This is a genomic window from Qipengyuania sp. NPDC077410 (genome assembly GCF_044543405.1).
In the GTDB taxonomy this organism is placed as follows: Bacteria; Pseudomonadota; Alphaproteobacteria; order Sphingomonadales; family Sphingomonadaceae; genus Qipengyuania; species Qipengyuania pacifica.
Genome location: NZ_JBITWB010000001.1, coordinates 1,038,714 through 1,056,572, shown reverse-complemented (window position 1 = coordinate 1,056,572; position 17,859 = coordinate 1,038,714). Strand labels below are relative to the sequence as shown.

At 63.8% G+C, this 17,859-nt stretch carries 26 protein-coding genes; 13 read left to right on the top strand and 13 right to left on the bottom strand.

The features are described from left to right. Positions 1–25 precede the first annotated feature (25 nt). Positions 26–397, bottom strand: coding sequence for a PilZ domain-containing protein (locus tag ACIGGE_RS05250; RefSeq protein WP_375245404.1), 372 nt, complete (start codon positions 395–397; stop codon positions 26–28). Positions 398–504: 107 nt separating this feature from the next. Continuing rightward, entirely contained in the window at positions 505–960 is a 456-nt protein-coding gene (gene dksA, locus ACIGGE_RS05245) for an RNA polymerase-binding protein DksA (protein ID WP_103022796.1), read from the bottom strand. A gap of 288 nt (positions 961–1,248) precedes the next feature. Here dksA and ACIGGE_RS05240 point away from each other — a divergent pair, with 288 nt between their 5' ends. After that, positions 1,249–1,578 (top strand): hypothetical protein, encoded by a 330-nt coding sequence (locus tag ACIGGE_RS05240; protein ID WP_221597436.1) that lies wholly within the window; start codon positions 1,249–1,251, stop codon positions 1,576–1,578. A 3-nt stretch (positions 1,579–1,581) separates the two neighbouring features. On the opposite strand, the gene ACIGGE_RS05235 is transcribed toward ACIGGE_RS05240, so the two are convergent. From ACIGGE_RS05235 to ACIGGE_RS05215, 5 genes are read right to left on the bottom strand one after another with little or no spacing between them, the layout of a single operon-like run. Then, positions 1,582–2,718, bottom strand: coding sequence for a GNAT family N-acetyltransferase (locus ACIGGE_RS05235; protein WP_397489644.1), 1,137 nt, complete (start codon positions 2,716–2,718; stop codon positions 1,582–1,584). Continuing rightward, complete coding sequence (locus ACIGGE_RS05230; RefSeq protein ID WP_397489643.1) at positions 2,715–3,485, bottom strand: glycerophosphodiester phosphodiesterase family protein; 771 nt, start codon at positions 3,483–3,485, stop codon at positions 2,715–2,717. Before ACIGGE_RS05230 ends, ACIGGE_RS05235 begins: the two co-directional genes overlap by 4 nt. Next, the gene (locus ACIGGE_RS05225; protein WP_397489642.1) at positions 3,460–3,915 is read right to left on the bottom strand and encodes a RidA family protein; all 456 of its coding nucleotides are present in this window, start codon (positions 3,913–3,915) and stop codon (positions 3,460–3,462) included. Before ACIGGE_RS05225 ends, ACIGGE_RS05230 begins: the two co-directional genes overlap by 26 nt. Then, entirely contained in the window at positions 3,912–4,553 is a 642-nt protein-coding gene (locus ACIGGE_RS05220) for an HAD family hydrolase (RefSeq protein WP_222826785.1), read from the bottom strand. Before ACIGGE_RS05220 ends, ACIGGE_RS05225 begins: the two co-directional genes overlap by 4 nt. Further along, positions 4,550–4,786 carry a DUF3572 family protein gene (locus ACIGGE_RS05215; protein WP_345725346.1) on the bottom strand — a complete coding sequence of 79 codons (237 nt, stop codon included), beginning with the start codon at positions 4,784–4,786 and terminating at the stop codon, positions 4,550–4,552. Before ACIGGE_RS05215 ends, ACIGGE_RS05220 begins: the two co-directional genes overlap by 4 nt. 104 nt (positions 4,787–4,890) lie before the next feature. Here ACIGGE_RS05215 and ACIGGE_RS05210 point away from each other — a divergent pair, with 104 nt between their 5' ends. From ACIGGE_RS05210 to ACIGGE_RS05185, 6 genes are all read left to right on the top strand, one after another. After that, complete coding sequence (locus ACIGGE_RS05210) at positions 4,891–5,259, top strand: response regulator (RefSeq protein ID WP_103022791.1); 369 nt, start codon at positions 4,891–4,893, stop codon at positions 5,257–5,259. Between the two features lie 97 nt (positions 5,260–5,356). Continuing rightward, positions 5,357–5,599, top strand: a complete 243-nt coding sequence (locus tag ACIGGE_RS05205) for an acyl carrier protein (RefSeq protein ID WP_196847394.1) — start codon at positions 5,357–5,359, stop codon at positions 5,597–5,599. Continuing rightward, a complete protein-coding gene (gene spt / locus ACIGGE_RS05200) occupies positions 5,599–6,849 on the top strand; it encodes a serine palmitoyltransferase (RefSeq protein ID WP_103022789.1) in 1,251 nt (416 codons plus the stop codon). Before ACIGGE_RS05205 ends, spt begins: the two co-directional genes overlap by 1 nt. A 92-nt stretch (positions 6,850–6,941) precedes the next feature. Next, a complete protein-coding gene (locus ACIGGE_RS05195; protein WP_397489641.1) occupies positions 6,942–8,216 on the top strand; it encodes a metallophosphoesterase in 1,275 nt (424 codons plus the stop codon). A 107-nt stretch (positions 8,217–8,323) separates the two neighbouring features. Continuing rightward, the gene (locus tag ACIGGE_RS05190; RefSeq protein WP_397489640.1) at positions 8,324–8,986 is read left to right on the top strand and encodes a hypothetical protein; all 663 of its coding nucleotides are present in this window, start codon (positions 8,324–8,326) and stop codon (positions 8,984–8,986) included. Positions 8,987–9,057: 71 nt separating this feature from the next. Further along, positions 9,058–9,489: an OsmC family protein gene (locus ACIGGE_RS05185; RefSeq protein WP_221596977.1), complete on the top strand. Its 432-nt coding sequence runs from the start codon at positions 9,058–9,060 to the stop codon at positions 9,487–9,489. A 21-nt stretch (positions 9,490–9,510) separates the two neighbouring features. Here ACIGGE_RS05185 and ACIGGE_RS05180 read toward each other — a convergent pair whose 3' ends face one another. Further along, positions 9,511–10,365: a sterol desaturase family protein gene (locus ACIGGE_RS05180; protein WP_397489639.1), complete on the bottom strand. Its 855-nt coding sequence runs from the start codon at positions 10,363–10,365 to the stop codon at positions 9,511–9,513. 66 nt (positions 10,366–10,431) lie between these two features. Here ACIGGE_RS05180 and ACIGGE_RS05175 point away from each other — a divergent pair, with 66 nt between their 5' ends. After that, a complete protein-coding gene (locus tag ACIGGE_RS05175; RefSeq protein ID WP_397489638.1) occupies positions 10,432–11,118 on the top strand; it encodes a Crp/Fnr family transcriptional regulator in 687 nt (228 codons plus the stop codon). Here ACIGGE_RS05175 and ACIGGE_RS05170 read toward each other — a convergent pair. The 3 genes from ACIGGE_RS05170 to ACIGGE_RS05160 form a co-directional block, all read right to left on the bottom strand. Further along, complete coding sequence (locus ACIGGE_RS05170; RefSeq protein ID WP_397489637.1) at positions 11,115–11,333, bottom strand: helix-turn-helix transcriptional regulator; 219 nt, start codon at positions 11,331–11,333, stop codon at positions 11,115–11,117. The genes ACIGGE_RS05175 and ACIGGE_RS05170 overlap by 4 nt on opposite strands. Continuing rightward, positions 11,317–11,757, bottom strand: coding sequence for a hypothetical protein (locus ACIGGE_RS05165; protein ID WP_397489636.1), 441 nt, complete (start codon positions 11,755–11,757; stop codon positions 11,317–11,319). The genes ACIGGE_RS05170 and ACIGGE_RS05165 overlap by 17 nt, the downstream gene beginning before the upstream one ends. Before the next feature lie 73 nt (positions 11,758–11,830). Beyond that, positions 11,831–12,469: a YqaA family protein gene (locus tag ACIGGE_RS05160; protein ID WP_301641908.1), complete on the bottom strand. Its 639-nt coding sequence runs from the start codon at positions 12,467–12,469 to the stop codon at positions 11,831–11,833. A 258-nt stretch (positions 12,470–12,727) separates the two neighbouring features. Between ACIGGE_RS05160 and ACIGGE_RS05155 the strand changes: the two genes are divergently transcribed. Next, positions 12,728–13,402 (top strand): hypothetical protein, encoded by a 675-nt coding sequence (locus tag ACIGGE_RS05155; RefSeq protein ID WP_397489635.1) that lies wholly within the window; start codon positions 12,728–12,730, stop codon positions 13,400–13,402. Next, positions 13,395–14,747, top strand: coding sequence for a DNA-packaging protein (locus ACIGGE_RS05150; protein WP_397489634.1), 1,353 nt, complete (start codon positions 13,395–13,397; stop codon positions 14,745–14,747). Before ACIGGE_RS05155 ends, ACIGGE_RS05150 begins: the two co-directional genes overlap by 8 nt. A gap of 135 nt (positions 14,748–14,882) precedes the next feature. Here the strand turns inward: ACIGGE_RS05150 and ACIGGE_RS05145 are convergent, their stop codons facing one another. Together ACIGGE_RS05145 and ACIGGE_RS05140 are read right to left on the bottom strand one after the other, a co-directional pair. Beyond that, a complete protein-coding gene (locus ACIGGE_RS05145; RefSeq protein WP_103022779.1) occupies positions 14,883–15,194 on the bottom strand; it encodes a GIY-YIG nuclease family protein in 312 nt (103 codons plus the stop codon). Positions 15,195–15,250: 56 nt separating this feature from the next. Next, positions 15,251–15,568 (bottom strand): hypothetical protein, encoded by a 318-nt coding sequence (locus tag ACIGGE_RS05140; protein ID WP_397489633.1) that lies wholly within the window; start codon positions 15,566–15,568, stop codon positions 15,251–15,253. Positions 15,569–15,686: 118 nt separating this feature from the next. On the opposite strand from ACIGGE_RS05140, the gene ACIGGE_RS05135 reads away from it, so the two are divergent. Genes ACIGGE_RS05135 through ACIGGE_RS05125 form a run of 3 tightly spaced genes read left to right on the top strand, consistent with a single transcriptional unit; the run spans position 15,687 to position 17,664 of the window. Beyond that, positions 15,687–16,856, top strand: a complete 1,170-nt coding sequence (locus ACIGGE_RS05135) for a phage portal protein (protein WP_397489632.1) — start codon at positions 15,687–15,689, stop codon at positions 16,854–16,856. Further along, positions 16,853–17,161, top strand: a complete 309-nt coding sequence (locus ACIGGE_RS05130) for a DUF6127 family protein (protein ID WP_103022777.1) — start codon at positions 16,853–16,855, stop codon at positions 17,159–17,161. The genes ACIGGE_RS05135 and ACIGGE_RS05130 overlap by 4 nt, the downstream gene beginning before the upstream one ends. After that, positions 17,158–17,664, top strand: a complete 507-nt coding sequence (locus ACIGGE_RS05125) for an HK97 family phage prohead protease (protein WP_397489631.1) — start codon at positions 17,158–17,160, stop codon at positions 17,662–17,664. The genes ACIGGE_RS05130 and ACIGGE_RS05125 overlap by 4 nt, the downstream gene beginning before the upstream one ends. The last annotated feature ends 195 nt before the right edge of the window (positions 17,665–17,859 follow it).

Genomic DNA, 17,859 nt, shown 5'->3' with positions numbered 1-17,859 from the left:
GTGCGCGGCGTCAGCAAGCCATTTGTCAGATACTTCGAACCGGGTGGTCGCTGCTGTAAAGGGGAGCCGAAGTCACCGAGCGGGCATAGCGCCGGGGGGCCGCGTCTGCGGCGGTCGGTCCGCGAACTTCCTTCGGATCGATTGTGCAGTCGAAAGCGATCCCTATCCGCGCGCCCTGCACCCAGGCAACGCTGCCCTTCACGCTCCCTACCGCGCGTAGCTCCACTGAAACGCGATCGCCGCGGGACATCTCCAGCCCGCCTGCATCCGCCATCATCCCGCCGGCGGAAAGGTTGCGCACCTTCACCCGCACGGCGTCCGGCTGGCCTTCCAGCGTCAATTCCGCAAATAGAAACAGGCTGTCTCGCGCAACATCGCGTGTATCGAGCGAGGACATGGCGTGCTTGGTACCCTTTGTGTTCGTCTTCGCGAGAGCGGACAGAAACCGGTCCGCCAGGCGAATGACGCTAAGGCCCAGACGTTAAGAATTTGGAAAGCGGGCGGTCAGTCGTCGCGCGAAATCTTCTCTTTTCGCTCGTGCGCTTCCTGCGCTTCCACTGTCATTGTGGCGACCGGGCGGGCTATGAGGCGTTTCAGCCCGATCGGGTCCCCGGAAACTTCGCACCAGCCATATTCCCCCTGATCGATACGGCGCAGAGCGGCGTCGATCTTGGAGATCAGTTTACGCTGGCGATCACGCGTGCGCAGTTCGATTCCCCAATCGGTTTCGGACGACGCGCGGTCGTTGAGATCGGGTTCGCGCATGGGCCCGTCCTGAAGAGACTGAAGCGTCTGGCCGGCAGCGTCGTGGATCGATTTCTTCCAGTCGAGCAGAAGCATGCGGAAGTATTCCTGCTGCCGCTCGTTCATATATTCTTCGCTGTCGTCGGGGACGTAGTCAGCACCGACCGCAGCGCGTGCTCTGGCCAGTTTCTCATTGTCGCTTGCCATAGAGGCCATTGAGGACCCTCTCATCCTGCAAATTCGATCGTGCCGGTCACCACCGTCCCGCGGACCCGAATTTTTTCCGGCACCCCGATGACCCGATGGGCGCGCCTATAGGCAAGCCTCCCGAGGCGCACAAGCGGCAATCCGACGAGCCGTTGATTTGCCCGCCATGGTCCCGGAAGGCGCTGAAATCGTTTGGTCGGCGATAAATCGCGCTACGCGTTAACCCTTTCTTGACCATAATCTTGGCATTCCCGACTCGTCCGGCAGGGGGTGCCGGTCCTTTATGGGGGAATGACCATGCAGCTTTCAGGTATCGAAGGTGGCTACGGCAAGATCATCCAGAGCGAGCAGGCCGATGCACTCATCGCTTCCTGCCTCGGCAGGTACGAACAGGGCAGCCTCGACGCGTTATACGATCTGGGCGTAGCTTTTTCGACCGGTAGCCATGGAACGGTCTGCGACATGATCGAAGCGCATAAATGGTTCAATATCGCTGCCTCGAAGGGGCATGAAGAAGCAAGCTGGTGTCGCGCCGATGTGGCAGACGAAATGACTGCGCGGGAAATCGCCGAAGCGCAGCGACGGGCCCGTGAGTGGCTGGCCGAAGGACAGCGCCACGCCGCCTGACGATCACGCCTGCCTGAAGGGCGTCCGCGTAGCCAGGTAATTGCGATCTGACGCGACGCCGGCGCGCTCGCGTTCGAGAAAATCCTCGATAGCCTCGCGAAATCCGGGATCGGCGATCCAATGTGCGGAGACGGTTTCAACCGGTTCATATCCGCGGGCCAGCTTGTGCCCGCCCTGCGCACCGGCTTCGACCCGAGACAGGCCGAGTTCGATCGCCGCATCGATCGCCTGATAGTAACACAGCTCGAAATGCAGGAAGCGAATGTCGCGCGTGCAGCCCCAATAGCGGCCGTAGAGCGCGTCCCCGCCGATGAAATTCAATGCGCCCGCGACAGGCTCTTCATCCTGAAATGCCAGAACCAAGACTATCTTTTCGCCCATTCGCTGGCCAAACAGGTCGAACGCATCGCGCGTGAGATAGGGTGTTCCCCATTTGCGTGCGCCGGTATCCTGATAAAATTGCCAGAAAGCGTCCCAGTGTTCGGATCGGATATCGTCGCCGCTTAGCCGACGGATTTCGACTTCTGCCTGCGCCGCAGCGCGTTCCTTGCGCAAATCCTTGCGTTTGCGCGAGGCAAGGGTTTCGAGAAACTCGTCGAAACTGGCAAATCCGTGATTGTGCCAGTGAAACTGGATATCGGCCCGCAGCATCCATCCCGCAGCTTCGAACAAGGGCTGCTGCGCAGGTTCGATGAAAGTCGCATGCGCGCCGGAAAAACGGTTCTGGAGGCATAACTGCTCGGCAGCCGCCAGCAGTGGAGCCGCAAAGGTATCGTCCGACAGCAACAGCCGCGGCCCGGTTGCGGGAGTGAACGGCGCAGCGATCTGAAGCTTCGGGTAGTAATTGCCGCCAGCCCGCTCGTACGCATCGGCCCAGTTATGGTCGAAAACATATTCGCCCTGGCTATGGCCCTTGAGATAGGCAGGCATGGCCGCGAGCAGCGGGCCGTCATCTTCGCTGATCACGAGCGGCGCGGGCTGCCAGCCGGTCCCCGCTCCGACACTTCCCGAATCTTCGAGCGCGGTCAGGAATTCGTAGGATACGAAGGGGTTGTCCGTTCCCGCCAGCGCATTCCACTGGTCACAATCGAAGGCGCCGACCGACCCGCCGACCCGTGCGGCGAGGCCGCCATCGCTCATCGTACACCGGGCCCTTCGGCGATTGGAGCATCGGCGTGTATCTGCGCGCGTGCCAGCAGTTCCGCAGAGTCCACCGTCCAGGTGAGAATGGGCATTCCGGCTTTGCGAAGGCCGGAAATCATCGGATTTGGCAGGGCCATGACGTGATAAGCGACGAAATCGGGCCTCGCGAGCCACAGCGCGAAATGGCGCTGCCAGGCCTTTTGGGTCATCCCTTTCTCGTCCTCTCTGATGACAAGGCCGTGAACGGTTTGCGGCGAATTCCTGCGAAACCACCGCGATACCCGCGGATCGAAGCTCATCACCGCATGAGCGCCGCGATAGTTCTTCAGCGCATCGCGAACGGCAATGCAGCTCTCTTCGACATCGTAGCGGCGGCGCGACTTGATTTCGATCAGGAGCGGAACCTTGCCGTCTACGAGGGCAAGAAGGTCGGCCAGCTGCGCCAGCTTGTGTTCGCTATCGAGAAAGGCGATCTGCGCCAGCTCGTCCGCCGAATAGGAAGCCGTTGGCCCGGTTACCCCGGTAAGCCTGTCCAGCTCCCAGTCGTGTACCAGCATGGCGGCATTGTCGCGGCTGCGCTGGATATCGCATTCGATACCCATGCCGCGCTCTACCGCGCCTGCGTATGCAGCGAGCGAGTTTTCCGGAACCCCATTCCCATGCAATCCGCGATGGGCATAGGTCCACTCGCTCAGCCAGCCGACCCGCCCGGGGGCAGGTGGCGGGGCGAAGAAGCGATCAAGCCTTGAGAGCAACGATCGCATCGACCTCGACCGCTGCATCCAGCGGCAGGACAGGAACGCCGACCGCGCTGCGGGCATGCTTGCCAGCATCGCCAAAGACTTCGGCCATCAGGTCGCTGCAACCGTTCACCACCTTTGGCTGGTCCGAGAAGGATGGCACACTGGCGACGAAACCGCCAAGCTTGACCACGCGTTCGACGCGTTCGAGCAGACCTGCCGCCTTAAGCTGGGCAAGAATCATCATACCGCAGGCTCGTGCCGCTTCCTGCCCCTTCTCGAGGCTGACACCGTCGCCGAGCTTGCCGGTTACGAGAGTGCCGTCGACGAACGGAAGCTGCCCCGACACATACGCAGTATTCCCGCTGACGACGAGCGGCTGATAACTGGCCACGGGCGCCGCCGCCTCAGGCAGTTCTATGCCGAGTTCGGCGAGTTTTACTTCGATCGTCATGCATTTTCCCTTTCGATTTCGTTCATCAGCCACGGTAGCGCGTCATCCCAGCTGTCGATCCGCGCATCGGCATGACCGGAGGTATGCGCGCAGTCGATATGGGGGGCGAGCAGCGGTTCGCCGCACAGATGCAGCGTGGCAATGGGTGTGCCCGACGCGGCCAGAGTTTCGCGGGCCGAGCGATGATGTTGCGCCAGATCGTCGATGAAGATGGCCTTCGACGGCTGATATTCCTTCAGGATCGCTTCCAACGCCGGGCCCTTGGGTCCCTGATTGGTGAACACGCGGGCGTCGAGGCCATGTCCGAGCAATTGCTCGGTGCGCATAGCCTGACGCTTGTCCACCAGATTGGTAAGGATCACCACATCGGCGTGATCGCGCAAAGACGCGATCCCCTCGAGAGCACCGGGGATGGGCGTCTGGCGGTGCATTTCGGTATCGAAAAAACCACCCAGCTTCTTCCAGATTTCTTCCGGGGCGAGGATTTCGCCACTGTCCTGCCAGCGCAGGGCTTGGGAAAAATCATTCCCTTCCATGCGGAATTCGACGCCCTGCGTTTCGGCCAGCCAGTCGCGGAACGGCGAGACCATGTAGAGCAGGACTTCATCGCAATCGGAGATGATGAGCGGGCGATTCATGCAGACAGCTTTCCGGCAGCCGCCACGAGCGCTTCGGGCGTGGTGTTGAGCGCATCGGCGGCGAGAACGAGATCGGGTTCGTGATTGGCGAGGAATTCGAGCACTGCTGCCTGAACGCCGCGATCGCCCAGCCCGTTCCGCAACCGATCCGGAGTAAGCCCGGTCAGCGACAGCAGCCGCTCGGCGCGCCGGTCATCTGCCAGCGCCCAGCCGAGCGCTTCGAGCGCGAGCACTTCGGGGGCCCGTTCCTCGCCTCTATCTGTCGATCCGTCGCGAATAATTGTCAGCGCTCCCGCTTTTGCATAAGGCCCTCGCGCATTCGCGAAGGAGCCGCCAAGTGGCAAAGAGAATCCTCGTTGTCGAGGACAACGATCTCAATCGTAAGCTGTTCTGTGACGTGCTGAAGGCAAACGGATACGAAGTCGTGCCCGTGGCCGACGGACAGAACGTGCTGGGCACGGCCAAGCGCTTCCAGCCGCATCTCGTGATCATGGACATCCAGTTACCCAATGTCAGCGGCATCGACCTGATCGCCGAACTCAAGGGGGAAGGAGACCTGGCGAAGGTGCCGGTGCTGGCCGTTACCGCCTATGCCGGCAAGGGCGACGAAGAACGGATTCGCGATGCCGGCGCGGCCGATTATCTCGCCAAACCGGTGTCGATCGGCCCCTTCATGGCCGCGGTACGCGCCCTGCTTCCCGAATAGCTGCGCTTGACAAGCGGCCCAACAAACCGCTTTGCCGGGCGTTTGACACAGGCCCGCATCATGCGAGCCACACCACGATACAGGACTGGACCCCGAAATGGACCGTAGCGCCGTCGACACCAAGATCCGCGAACTGGCCGAGCCCTTCAACAAGAAGGGTGTGACGATCACCGAAGACACCACCTTCGCCAACGACCTCGAATTCGATAGCCTTACGGTCATGGACTTCGTCGCCGAGATCGAAGACGAATTCGACATCATCATTTCGATGAACCAGCAGGCCGAAATCGAGAATTACGGTCAGTTGGTCGATGCCGTCACCAAGCTGCAGGCCGACTGATGAGCGAAGGCATCATCCAGTCGGACCAGCCGCAGGACATCGAAGGAGAAGGCAAGGACCTGTTCTCCAAATTCGATGACATCATCGCTCTGCGCGAAGGATTGCTGTCGAGCGGCCAGGAAGATCCGTTCAACCTGGTGATGGAGAAGGTCCTGTCGCCGACCCGTGCGATCTGCAACGGGCGCGACACGATCCTGCTCGGCACCTACAATTACATGGGCATGACCTTCGATCCCGACGTGGTCGAGGCAGGCCGGCAGGCATTGTCCGATTTCGGAGCTGGGACCACCGGTAGCCGCGTGCTGAACGGCACATATCAGGGCCACAAGGAAGTCGAGCAGGCGCTCATGGACTTCTATGCCATGGACCATGCCATGGTCTTTTCGACCGGATACCAGGCCAATCTCGGGATTATTTCGACGATTGCCGGCAAAGGCGATTACATCGTCCTCGACATCGACAGCCATGCCAGCATCTGGGACGGCTGCGCTCTGGGCAATGCCGAAGTCGTGCCGTTCAAGCACAATGATATCGAAGCGATGGAAAAGCGCCTGAAGCGCATTCCCGAAGGCGCCGGCAAGCTGGTGGTGCTGGAAGGCGTCTATTCGATGCTGGGCGATATCGCTCCGCTGAAGGAAATGGTCTCCGTCGCCAAGAAATACGGCGCCATGGTGCTGGTCGACGAAGCGCATTCGATGGGCTTTATCGGCGAGAACGGTCGCGGCGTGGTGGAACAGGCGGGCGTGATCGACGATGTCGATTTCATTATCGGCACCTTTTCCAAAAGCGTGGGTACGGTCGGCGGCTTCTGCGTCTCCAACCATCCCAAATTCGAAATCATGCGGCTGGTCTGCCGCCCCTATGTGTTCACTGCCAGCCTGCCGCCCAGCGTAGTGGCAACAGCCTGCACGTCCATTCGCAAGCTGATGCAGGGATCGAACAAGCGCGCGCATTTGTGGGAAAATTCCAAGATGCTGCACAAGGGGCTGAAGGACCTCGGCTTTCAGCTCGGCACCGAGGAACCGCAGAGCGCCATCATCGCCGTGATCATGCCCGATCTGGAAAAGGGCGCGGCCATGTGGGAAGCGCTGATCAAGGGCGGTCTCTATGTCAATCTGGCACGGCCCCCGGCAACGCCTGCCAATATGACCCTGCTGCGCTGTTCGCTTTGCGCGGAGCATAGCGAGGAAGAGGTCGGCGAAATCCTGTCGATATTCGAAACCGCGGGCAAGGACGTCGGGATCATCTGATCGTGCGATAGCGTGTCGCACGGCTGTCTTGATGGCGTAACATGGGATCGCGAACGAACGGCGATCCCGTGACCGCCGCCAAGAGAGACTTCATGCGTTCTGCCCTCGCCGCCCTGACCTCCGCTCTGCTACTGTCTGCCTTAGCGCTCGTGCCTCAGGCCGCAGCCGCGCAAGGCGGTGGTCCGGCGAAGACTCACGAGATTTCCTTCGTGGCGCTTGGCGATACCGGGTACATTCCCGCTTACGATACGCCAGACGACGATGATCCGCGTTTCCGCACGCTGGGGGAGTATCTGGGCAATGAAGCGGCCGACTGGCTGGAGCACAATCGCGACCTGTCCGGTTTTCGCGCCACTCCCTGGCAATTCGAACCCGCCATCGGCGGCTTCGTGCCAGCCAGCGGGATGTACCCGGTCGCCATGGCTGCAGCGGAGGTGTGCAAGCGCGAAGATTGCGATTTCGGCGCGCTGATGGGCGATAATATCTATCCCGACGGGGCGACGCTGGGCGCGGACGGGATCTCGGACGAGCGCCGCTTCCGCGAGATGCTGGATCAGCCCTTCGGCACCTTCGGTGAGGGCAAGGCGGGCTTTACGCTTTACGCCATGATGGGCAATCACGACTGGCACATCTCGCGCGAGGCGACCGAGGCGCAGCTCGAATATCTGAAAGCCCATCCAGCCTTCACCATGCCCGACCTGTTTTACCGTGCGGTGCCGCAGGGTATGGAAGGCAAGCTCGAAATCTTCGTCGTCGATACCGAAATGCTGCTTGCCGGTACGCAGGTCCACGAGGACGATCTGGATGCCGAAGGTAACGAGATCCGGAACACGCCGCTGGAGGAATGGCCCGATTACGTCCGTGCGTCGAACGCGCGTGAGCGCGGCATGATCGAATGGCTGAATGCAGCGCTGCAATCCTCCACTGCCAAGTGGAAGATCGTGATGGGCCACCATGCGCTGTGGTCGAGCGGAGGCAGCAAGTATGAAAAGGCCCGCGCTCTGCGCAAGCTGATGCTCGATCCGATCTGCCGTTACGCCGACGCCTATATCGCCGGAGACGACCATCTGATCGAAGCCTATACCGACGATTGTTCGACCGTATCGGGCGCGCCCGCCGAGCCTGTGCCGATGTTCGTTTCCGGCGCGGGATCGAAATACCGGCAGCAGCATGTTCCGTTTGCGGAAAAGCAGATCGCGGCCAATCCGCAGATGACCAACCTGTTCTCACGGGGCTCGACCTGGGGGTTCCTGCATGTCGGGATTGGCGCAGATACTCTCGACGCGACGCTCTATTCGACGCCGGCCGACCAGTCGGGTCGCCCGGTCGAAGAAGCGCGCTTCACCTTTCCCCACCGCAGCAAATAGCACGTTTTGACGGCTCGTTCGGCAGATGAACGGTGGCTGACCGATAATTCAGAGCGAGTTCAATGGCCTATCCCTAGACCTGCTTCCAACGAACAGGAGAACCCGGGATGGGACTTACGAAACGAACAGCATTTGCCCTTGCCGCCACAACCACTCTGCTGGGTGCGTGTAGCACCGGCTATGGCGGCGGATATGGCATGGCGAGCGCCGGATATTACGGCGACTCCTATTACGACGACGGATATTACGGCTGGTACGACAACTTCTATTATCCCGGCACCGGATATTACGTTTACGACCGCCAGCGCCGTGCGCACCGCTGGAACGACCGACAGCGTCAATACTGGCAGGCTCGCCGCGCTGCGATCCGCGACCAGCGCAATATCCGCGCCAACTGGAACAGGTGGGAACGCCGGGCGGAACGTCGCCGCGATGCTCGTCAGCATCAGCGCGCTGAACGACGCCGCGATTATCGCCAGCGCCAGCGCGCCGAAAGACGCCGCGAGGTGCGGCAGGAACGCCGTGCGGCTCAGCGCCGCGAAGTACGCCGCGACCGACGTGAAGACGCCCGCCGCGAAGTCCGCAGGGATCGTCGTCAGGACGCGCGCCGCGATGCCCGCAGGGACCGGCGCCAGGATGCCCGGCGCGACGCTCGCCGCGACCGGCGGCAGGAAGCGCGACGTGAAATTCGCCGCGACCGCCGACAGGATGCGCGCCGCGACCAGCGACGGGACAGGCGGGGCGAACGGCGCCGCACTCGGCCCAATTGATCGACGCCTTCGCTGATCACAGGAACATTTGCTCCTTTCGGGACGTCTCAATCCCGAAAGGAGTTTTTTTAATGGCAATCGTAAAATCAGGCAGCGCGCGTTACGAGGGACTGGGCAAGGACGGTAAAGGCCACGTCAGCACTCAGTCGGGCGCGCTCGACAATCAACCTTATGGCTTTCAGACCCGGTTCGAGGACAAGGCCGGGACCAATCCCGAAGAACTGATCGCAGCGGCACATGCGAGCTGCTTCACCATGGCCCTGAGCTTCAAGCTGGCCGAAGCGGGACATACGGACGGGTCCATTGAAACCGACGCCAAGGTATCGCTCGAGAAAGACGATGGCGGCTTCACCGTGACCAAGTCCGCCCTGTCGACCAAGGCCAAGGTGCCGGGCCTCGACAAGGCCAAGTTCGAGGAACTGGCCGCCGATGCCAAGGCGACCTGCCCGATCTCGAAACTGCTCGACACGGAAATCACGCTGGAAACCAGCTTCGAAGGCTGATCCCGCGCATAGCAGGAATGCTTACACGGCGCTCCGGACCGTCGCTTCGGCGACCGGTTCGGGCGCCGTTTCTTCGCGCGGGATCCGCCCGAAGATCGGCCAGGCTAACTGTTCGCCCAGCGACGTTGCCGGCAGATTCTCCACCCCGTAGCTGGTGGGGTACGTCCGGGTGATCCGGGCGGTGCCGAACAGGACATCCCAGAAGAACAGCAGATTGCCGTAATTGCCCTTGTAGTGGACGGCAGGATCGCTGGCGTGGCGGCCGTGATGGGCATGGTGTGTGGCGGGCGTGGAAATGGTCCGTTCGACCAGCCACATGACGGGCGACAGCCACGCGATGCGGTAAAGTGGCCGGTCCCAGGCGAGGTCCGAATGGGCCCCGGTGATCACCGCCAGCTTGACCACGATATAGCCCGCATAGACCCAGCCCAGACCGAGATAGATCAGCACGCCCGACAGCCAGATGCCGGGCATCATGGCGTAGTAGAACAAATTGTTCCGGTAGACGAGCCGCACGCTCATGTAGCGTGCGTTGTGGTGCGGGCGGTGCAGATTGTAGAGCCACGGGAAGGTGTGCGCCGCGCGGTGCCACCAGTATTGCATCAGATCGTCGAATATCAGGAACAGCGCGATCGCGGCAAAGACGTTCAGCCCGGCCAGCGCCCCTGCATATTGCGGCGCGACGAGCTTTGCGAGGGCGGCGGAAGCGAAGAGAATCGCCGGTTGGGTCAGGCCGAGCAGCGCGATGATGCTGACCGCTTCGACGATACCATCGTCGCGGGTCTGTTCGGGCTTCGCAAACAGGTTCGAGCGCCACAGTTCGAGCAGCGCGAAGCCGAGATAGATGGCCAAGATGGCAAGGGTCGATGCGGACATGGGCTCTCTCCCGAGTTTTTTCGCTTTCTTGTCGAATCCGCTTCTAGCGTTTACCCGGATGCAAGAATGTCCAGATCTTTACATTTGGATGCGACTCGCCGGTCGCTGGTCACGCCGATGCTGTTTTCGGCGCTCGACCGCGGGTTGCAGGCGCATCTCGTGCGCATCTCGCAGCTGCGCGAATTTGCCGACGGGCAGATCATCCAGCAGCGCGGCGATGCCGCCGATGGCTTCTGGCTGATCGACGAAGGCGCGGTGCGCGTGGGGCAGTTCATGCCCGATGGCGAGTTTCGCGCCGTGGCGTTGCTGGGGCCGGGCGATTCCTATGGCGAACTGGCGGTGTTCGCCGACAAGCCGCGGATCGTCGATGCCGTGTCACGCGGGGAGAGCCGGTTGCGGCTGATCGGGGCACGGCCCTTTCTCGATGCGCTGGGCAATTATCCTGCGTCGAGCCGGGCCTTGCTGGGCGCGCTGTCGCAGCAATTGCAGGATACGCTGTCGATCCTGGCGGGGCTGCGCCGCGGGACCAATCCGCAGCGGCTGGCGGGCATGCTCGCCACCATGGCGGGCGAAGCCGCTGGACCGGCCAGCGTCACGATCACGCAGCAGGAACTGGCGGACCTTCTGGGCGTGACCCGCGCCACCGCCAATGCCGCTCTTGGCGATTTGCAGAGACGCCGGTTGATCGAACGCGGTTACGGCACCATCCGCATCCCGGACCGCGATGCGCTGGCGGCCCATGCTATGCGCTAGTCCCCTGCCCCCGGTACAAGTTCGAAGAGGCGTTCCACCGGCTGGCCGAGGGCGGCGGCGAATTTCAGGGCGACGATTACGGATGGCGAGAAGATGCCGTTCTCGACCGTGTTCACGGTTTTGCGGCTGACGCCCATTTCCTCCGCCAGCTGGGCCTGCGTCCAGCCACGCTCTTCGCGGAACTGGCGCACGTGGTTCTCAAGCGTCTCCGGCATTGGTCACCATTTCCGCCACGCCGTAGGAGACGAAGGCGCAGCCCAGCCCCATGCTGACGATGATGTTCGCCGCGCGCTGGGCGTGGAGTGGTTCGAAGGGCGAGACTGCCCAGACCAGGAAGCCGGTGATCATCGCGGCGACGAAGCCAACGGTGTTGCCGCGCTGGCGATTGGCCTTCGTGACCTCGTCATTGGCGAGGGTGCGGGCGCGTTTCGGGAGGAACCAGCCGCCGCCGGTGAGGAGCAGGCCGAGCATGATCAGCGCGAAGGCGAGCCACACGAAAATCTGCACCAGAGAATCGCTGCCCCAGTCCCAGGAGAAGAAAATTCCCTGCTGCATCAGCAGTACCAGCAGCCCCAGGAAGGGGGCCATGATGGCGCGGGTCTGCGCGAAATTTTCGGCGGTTTCATAATCGTCGGCCATGCGGAATTCCTCGATTCGCTTGTAACTTATGGGTTACATGTAACCTGTGGGTTACTTAGCTGTCAAGGCAGGCTCAGCGGGCCGGCTTCACCTCGGTCGCACTGGCGCAGACGCCGCCGTCTTCCTTGCTGCCGCCGAGCTGGGTGAGGACGAGAACGCCGCCGACCACCAGGAGCACGAAGACGGTGGTCACTATGCCGAGATACTTGTCGATCATACGTTTGATCGGGGCGCCGAACACGCGGAACAGTATGCCGACGGTCATGAAGATCAGCGCGCGGGCGAACAGGCTGGAGAGCACGAAGGTGACGAGGTTCATCCCGACGAAGCCGGCGGTGATGGTCAGCAGCTTGAACGGCACGGGCGTGGCGCCCGCGATCAGGATCGCTTCGAAATCATATTCGCGCAAATGGCAGGCCGCGACGGGAAAGGCATCGGTGAGGCCGAGAGCGCCGATGAGCCAGACGCCCACGCTGTCGTAAAGGCCCCAGCCGATCGCATAGCCGAGCAGCGCGCCTGCGACCGAAGCCAGCGTGCAGACGAGCGCGAACTTCACCGCCTTTTTCGGTTCGGCGAGGCACATCAGGCCCAGCAGCGGATGGGGCGGGATCGGGAAGAAGGAGGATTCGACGAAGGCGAACAGCGCCAGCCACCACACCGCATGCGGATGCGAGGCCTTGTCCATCGTCCAGTTGTAGAGCCCGCGCAGCATCGCTTCCCCATCCCGTCCTTGCGAGCGGCGCAGCCGCCCCCTCCACGATGGAGGAGGCCAAGCTCTAAGCGAGCCACCCCCTGTTGGCAATCGTCTGCGTACGAACCTATTTGGTACTTTTGTATTGACATCGTAACGCTGTTTGGGTACATATACAGAACATCGCGATAGTGTGATTCGAACGGGCGGGGCCGGGTCTTGAACCAACCGGGCCACCGCCCTTTGTCGTGCCCGCTATCGCCGCAGACGGAGGGACAGATGAGCAAGGCGATGGACAGTAGGGAAGGCCCGGCGTGGGCGGCCCGTTTCCTCGAGGCGCTGAAGGACGGCAATGGTGTGCGCGCCGCAGCCCGCGAAGCCGGTGTAACGGGGTCCACCCCCTATGACAGGAGGCGCAAGAACCAGGCATTCCGCGAGGCATGGGATGCGATCCAGCCGGTCGACGGGCGGCAGGCAAAAGCGCGCACGGCCCGCCCGATCGCCCCGCGCGATGCACAGCGGATCGAGCAATTCCTGCACGAACTGGCGGAAACATCGAATGTGGCGGCCGCCGCGGCGGTGGCGGGTCTTCCCGTAAACCGCATCTATCGCCTGCGCCGCACCGACCCGGATTTTGCCCGCCAGTGGTACGCCGCGCTGGCGGAAGGATACGACAATCTGGAAATGGAACTGCTGCATCACCTGCGCAGCGGGGACAGCCCCGGCGACGGCACACCCCCGCGCAAATTCGACACCGCCATTGCCCTGCGCTGCCTGACCGCGCACCGCGAGAGCGTGGCACGGGAAAAGGGCCGCCGCACGCTGGCCGACGAGGTCGCCACCATCGCATCGATCAATGCCAAGATCGACGATATGCGCGCCCGCAGCAAGGCAGGCGATGCCGCGGTGCGCAAGGCACGCCGGGATGCGGCGAAGGCCCGCGGCAATGGCTAACCGGCGCAGCCTGTCCCGCGGAGGGTGGCTGCGGCGCCCGGGCGATGAGGCCGATAGCGAACGCGAGGAGCTGGCCCGCCGGCTGAAGCCGCACGAGCTGGCCGCGCTGGGCAGCTATTACTGGGAAGGCTGGGCCCGCGATGCGCAGCTACCGCCGAGCGAGGCCTGGCGTACCTGGCTGATCTGTGCCGGACGCGGTTTCGGCAAGACGCGGGCGGGCGCCGAATGGGTGCGCGACGTGGCCCGGCACGACGGTTCGGCACGCATCGCGCTGGTGGGCGCCAATCTGGCGGAAATCCGCAATGTCATGGTGGAAGGCGACAGCGGCGTGCTGGCGGCATCGCCGGGTGCGCTGGCCCCGGAGTTCGAGCCGAGCCTGCGCCGGCTGACGTGGGAAAACGGCGCGATCGCCTGGCTCTATTCCGCCGGGGAGCCGGAAACGCTGCGCGGGCCGCAGCATAGCCATGCCTGGTGCGATGAAATAGCCAAATGGGATAATTCAAGCGAGCGGGCCATGTCTGCCTGGAACAATCTGCAACTGACGATGCGCCTGGGGGACGGCCCGCGCGTGGTCGCCACCACCACCCCGCGCCAGACCGCGTTGATGCGCCGGATCATGGCGGATGCGAAGGCAGGCAAGGTCGCCGTGGCGCGCGGCGGCACGCTGGACAATCGGGAAGTGCTGCCCGCCGATTACCTCGCCGCGATGGTCGAACAGTTCGAACAGAGCAATTTCGGGCGGCAGGAACTGGAGGGCGAAATGATCGCCGCGGTCGAAGGCGCGCTATGGAGCCGCGCGCTGATCGAACGATACCGGCACGTGGGCGCGGTACCGCAGGCACGGCGCGTCATCGTGGCGGTCGACCCGCCGGCCAGTTCTTCCGGCGACGCCTGCGGGATCGTGGTGGCGATGCTGGGCGTGGACGGCACCGCCTATATAAGGGCCGACTGTTCCGTAACGCATGCGACACCCGAACGCTGGGCCCGCGCCGTGGCCGATGCGGCCCATGCCTGGCAGGCCGACCGCGTGGTGGCCGAAGCCAACCAGGGCGGGCAGATGGTCGCCAGCGTGCTGCGCGCGGCCGATATCGCACTGCCGGTCAAGCTGGTCCACGCCAGCCGCGGAAAGATGGCGCGCGCCGAGCCGATCGCCGCGCTGTATGAAGCGGGACGCGTGCGGCACACGGGCCTGTTCGCCGCGCTGGAAGACGAGATGTGCGGACTGGTGGCAGGCGGCGGTTACGAAGGGCCGGGACGTTCGCCGGACCGGGCCGATGCGCTGGTGTGGGCGCTGAGCGAGCTGATGCTGGTGAAACGCGCCGCGCCGCGGGTGCGGTGGATTTAGGGTGGGTGAGAGCTGCGGGAGTTGGCCGTGCGGATATCACGGCGCCGCTGGATTCCCGCCTTCGCGGGAATGACGAGCTTGGAGATGGGCGGTTGAAATACGCGTTCCGTCATTCCCGCGAAGGCGGGAATCCAGTCAGCGCAGAGGTTCGAAGCCGAAGTCCAATGCAAGATCGCGCCAAGTCGGATTGTCAGCCTCTATCAGACGCAGTTTCCATGCGCGGTTCCATTTCTTGATCCGTTTTTCGCGGACGATGGCATGTTCCATCGTTCCGGCCGGTTCGAACCACACCAAGGTCTTCACGCCGTATTTCGCCGTAAAGCCATCGGTCGTTCCCGCGCGATGCTGAGCGATGCGCTGGACGAGATTGGAGGTTACACCGACATAGAGCGTACCGTTTCGCCCCGATGCCATCATGTAAACCAAGGGAACGAATTCGCTCTGCATGCCAGCCGAGCTACTGGATTCCCGCCTTCGCGGGAATGACGATGTTTGCCCCGCCCTTACCCGCGTCCGCGGAGGGTGCGCAGGAGGGCTTTGAGGCCGGCGCCGAGGCGGCTTTCGTCTCTGGTGCGGTCTTCCTGGCGTTTGAGCTGGCGGGCCATGTGTTCGTGGCGGACCGCGCTTTCGCGCAGGCGGCGGGCGACGTCGGGATCGGTGTGTTCGGCGGCGAGGCGGCGGGCCTGCCGGGCGAGCTGGAGATAGTAGATTGCATCGCGCGGAGCGCCCGCGGCGCGGTCTTCCCCGCATTTGTCGGCGCGCACGAAAGCCAGGCCCGGACCGGGCTGGTGTGTGCCATCGAATCGAGATCGGTGCGCCATAGCCGTACCTTGTGACCCATTGCGGGGCCGCCCTCCATCGCGGACCCGTCACCGTACCAATTCCGCACAATTGTGGGCTGCGCTCGTGCTGCGCGGCCCCTGCATCCGGAGAACTACCATGAGCTTTCTCACCAGCCTCGTCTCCGCCTTCAAGGGCGGGGGCGGCGCCCGCGTGCCTGTGTCGCGCGGGTTCGTTTCGCCCTGGGCGCACTGGGGCGCGACCGCTTTCGATGGCGGGCCGCCGGGACGCAGCCCCTTCGATTATGCCCGCGAAGTCGGCGAGGCCTATCTTGCCAACCCCGTGGCGCAGCGCGCCGTGCGGATCGTGGCGGAAGGGGTCGGCAGCGCGCCGATCGCCTGCGCGGACGAACAGCTGGCGGCGCTGATCCGCTGTTCGTGCGGCGCGCAGCCGCTGCTGGAGGTGCTGGCCGCGCAATTGAGCCTGCATGGCAATGCCTATGTCCAGATCGTGAAGGACGGCAGTGGCGTTCCGGTGGACCTGTTTCCCCTGCGCCCCGAGCGTGTGCAGGTGGTGGCGGGCGAGGACGGGTGGCCGGCGGCCTATCGCTATATCCTGGCCGATCGGACGATCACCCTGCCGCTGGAGGATGAGGACGGGTGGCCCTGTGTCATCCATCTCAAGGGCTTTCACCCCACCGACGATCATTACGGTGCGGGATGCCTGGCCGCCGCCGCGCCCGCCGTGGCGATCCACAATGCGGCGAGCGAATGGAACCGCGCGCTGCTGGCCAATGCGGCGCGGCCGAGCGGGGCGCTGGTGTACGACGGCGGCGATACGGGCGGGCTGACGGGCGAGCAGTTCGACCGGCTGAAGGCCGAGCTGCTGGCCGCCTATCAGGGCCACGGCAACGCGGGTCGACCGATGCTGCTGGAAGGCGGACTGGACTGGAAGGCGATGAGCCTGAGCCCTGCGGACATGGATTTCGCCACGCTGAAGGCGGCGGCGGCGCGCGACATTGCGCTGGCGTTCGGTGTGCCGCCCATGCTGCTCGGCCTGCCGGGCGACAATACCTATGCCAATTACCGCGAGGCCAACCGGGCGCTGTGGCGGCTGACCCTGTTGCCGCTGGCGGGCAAGATCCTGGCCGGTCTGCATAGCGGGCTGACAGACTGGTTCGGCGAGGCGCCGAGTGTCGATCTCGACCGTGTGCCCGCGCTGGCGGAGGATCGCGAGCGGCTGTGGGCGCACGTCAGCGAGGCGAATTTTTTAACCGATCTGGAAAAACGCGAGCTGTTGGGGCTGGCGACAATGGAGAATGGCCGATGACGCGGGAAGACATGCTGGCGCGGCTGATCGCGCAGGCGGGCCACGAAGGGGGCGAGCTGATCACGCTGCGCGCCATCGTGGAGGAAGCGAGCGAACTGGGCGCGAACCGCGTGCTCGACCGGCTGGGCCTGGGCGATCCGTCGGCGCAGGAGGACATCGACGAATTGCGCGAATTGCTGGGCGCCTGGCGCGATGCGAAGGCCAGCGCGTGGAAGGCGGCCGTGGACTGGCTGGTCAAGGGCGTACTGGCGCTGCTGCTGGTCGGCATTGCCGTGCGGCTGGGCGTGGGGGACATGCTGTCGTGACCCCGGAACAGGTCCGGGGTGACATTCCGAAACAGGTCCGGGGTGACAGGGCGGCACCGGTTCTGCGCATTGCCGGTTATGCGGCGTTGTTCGACCGGCCCGACGGCGCGCGCGACACGATCCGGCCCGGGGCCTTCACGCGCACGCTGGCCGAACGCGAAGGGCGCTTTCCTCTGTACTGGCAGCACCGGCCCGAGCGCCGCATCGGCTGGGTCGAGATGGCGGGCGAGGATGGGCGCGGGCTGCGGATCATCGCCAGCATCGACAATCCGGACGGGCGCGCTGCCGTGCTGCTGCGCCGGCGCGCGGTGAGCGGCCTGAGCTTCGGCTACCGTGCGCGCGCCTATCGCCACACCCCGCAAGGCCGCGAGCTGGCCGAGATCGATCTGTTCGAGGTGAGCGTGGTGACGCATCCGCTGCAACACGGGGCGCGCGTGCATTTTTTATCTGCGCCCTCAATCGCCGGGCGCGAGCCGTCCGGCTCGCTTGGCTTCGCGGCATAAGCCGCGGCGGCCAGTCGGCCTTGCCTCGCCGGGGCTCGGAACTTTCTTCATTTTGCCACCTCGCGATTGATCCGGGCCGGAGGAGGTCCGGCAAGCACGGAAGTGCACCTTTCGTGCGCTGCCAAAGGCCACCCGCACGTGCGGCCGCAGCGCGTGCAGCTTGCTGCCCGTCCAGCGAGGACGAGCCCGCGGATG

What these genes read in the sequence shown, in the direction of transcription:
- ACIGGE_RS05250 (WP_375245404.1), bottom strand. Translation starts at nt 397, where the DNA reads ATGTCCTCGCTCGATACACGCGATGTTGCGCGAGACAGCCTGTTTCTA.
- dksA (WP_103022796.1), bottom strand. Translation starts at nt 960, where the DNA reads ATGGCCTCTATGGCAAGCGACAATGAGAAACTGGCCAGAGCACGCGCT.
- ACIGGE_RS05240 (WP_221597436.1), top strand. Translation starts at nt 1,249, where the DNA reads ATGCAGCTTTCAGGTATCGAAGGTGGCTACGGCAAGATCATCCAGAGC.
- ACIGGE_RS05235 (WP_397489644.1), bottom strand. Translation starts at nt 2,718, where the DNA reads ATGAGCGATGGCGGCCTCGCCGCACGGGTCGGCGGGTCGGTCGGCGCC.
- ACIGGE_RS05230 (WP_397489643.1), bottom strand. Translation starts at nt 3,485, where the DNA reads ATGCGATCGTTGCTCTCAAGGCTTGATCGCTTCTTCGCCCCGCCACCT.
- ACIGGE_RS05225 (WP_397489642.1), bottom strand. Translation starts at nt 3,915, where the DNA reads ATGACGATCGAAGTAAAACTCGCCGAACTCGGCATAGAACTGCCTGAG.
- ACIGGE_RS05220 (WP_222826785.1), bottom strand. Translation starts at nt 4,553, where the DNA reads ATGAATCGCCCGCTCATCATCTCCGATTGCGATGAAGTCCTGCTCTAC.
- ACIGGE_RS05205 (WP_196847394.1), top strand. Translation starts at nt 5,357, where the DNA reads ATGGACCGTAGCGCCGTCGACACCAAGATCCGCGAACTGGCCGAGCCC.
- spt (WP_103022789.1), top strand. Translation starts at nt 5,599, where the DNA reads ATGAGCGAAGGCATCATCCAGTCGGACCAGCCGCAGGACATCGAAGGA.
- ACIGGE_RS05195 (WP_397489641.1), top strand. Translation starts at nt 6,942, where the DNA reads ATGCGTTCTGCCCTCGCCGCCCTGACCTCCGCTCTGCTACTGTCTGCC.
- ACIGGE_RS05190 (WP_397489640.1), top strand. Translation starts at nt 8,324, where the DNA reads ATGGGACTTACGAAACGAACAGCATTTGCCCTTGCCGCCACAACCACT.
- ACIGGE_RS05185 (WP_221596977.1), top strand. Translation starts at nt 9,058, where the DNA reads ATGGCAATCGTAAAATCAGGCAGCGCGCGTTACGAGGGACTGGGCAAG.
- ACIGGE_RS05180 (WP_397489639.1), bottom strand. Translation starts at nt 10,365, where the DNA reads ATGTCCGCATCGACCCTTGCCATCTTGGCCATCTATCTCGGCTTCGCG.
- ACIGGE_RS05175 (WP_397489638.1), top strand. Translation starts at nt 10,432, where the DNA reads ATGTCCAGATCTTTACATTTGGATGCGACTCGCCGGTCGCTGGTCACG.
- ACIGGE_RS05170 (WP_397489637.1), bottom strand. Translation starts at nt 11,333, where the DNA reads ATGCCGGAGACGCTTGAGAACCACGTGCGCCAGTTCCGCGAAGAGCGT.
- ACIGGE_RS05165 (WP_397489636.1), bottom strand. Translation starts at nt 11,757, where the DNA reads ATGGCCGACGATTATGAAACCGCCGAAAATTTCGCGCAGACCCGCGCC.
- ACIGGE_RS05160 (WP_301641908.1), bottom strand. Translation starts at nt 12,469, where the DNA reads ATGCTGCGCGGGCTCTACAACTGGACGATGGACAAGGCCTCGCATCCG.
- ACIGGE_RS05155 (WP_397489635.1), top strand. Translation starts at nt 12,728, where the DNA reads ATGAGCAAGGCGATGGACAGTAGGGAAGGCCCGGCGTGGGCGGCCCGT.
- ACIGGE_RS05150 (WP_397489634.1), top strand. Translation starts at nt 13,395, where the DNA reads ATGGCTAACCGGCGCAGCCTGTCCCGCGGAGGGTGGCTGCGGCGCCCG.
- ACIGGE_RS05145 (WP_103022779.1), bottom strand. Translation starts at nt 15,194, where the DNA reads ATGCAGAGCGAATTCGTTCCCTTGGTTTACATGATGGCATCGGGGCGA.
- ACIGGE_RS05140 (WP_397489633.1), bottom strand. Translation starts at nt 15,568, where the DNA reads ATGGCGCACCGATCTCGATTCGATGGCACACACCAGCCCGGTCCGGGC.
- ACIGGE_RS05135 (WP_397489632.1), top strand. Translation starts at nt 15,687, where the DNA reads ATGAGCTTTCTCACCAGCCTCGTCTCCGCCTTCAAGGGCGGGGGCGGC.
- ACIGGE_RS05130 (WP_103022777.1), top strand. Translation starts at nt 16,853, where the DNA reads ATGACGCGGGAAGACATGCTGGCGCGGCTGATCGCGCAGGCGGGCCAC.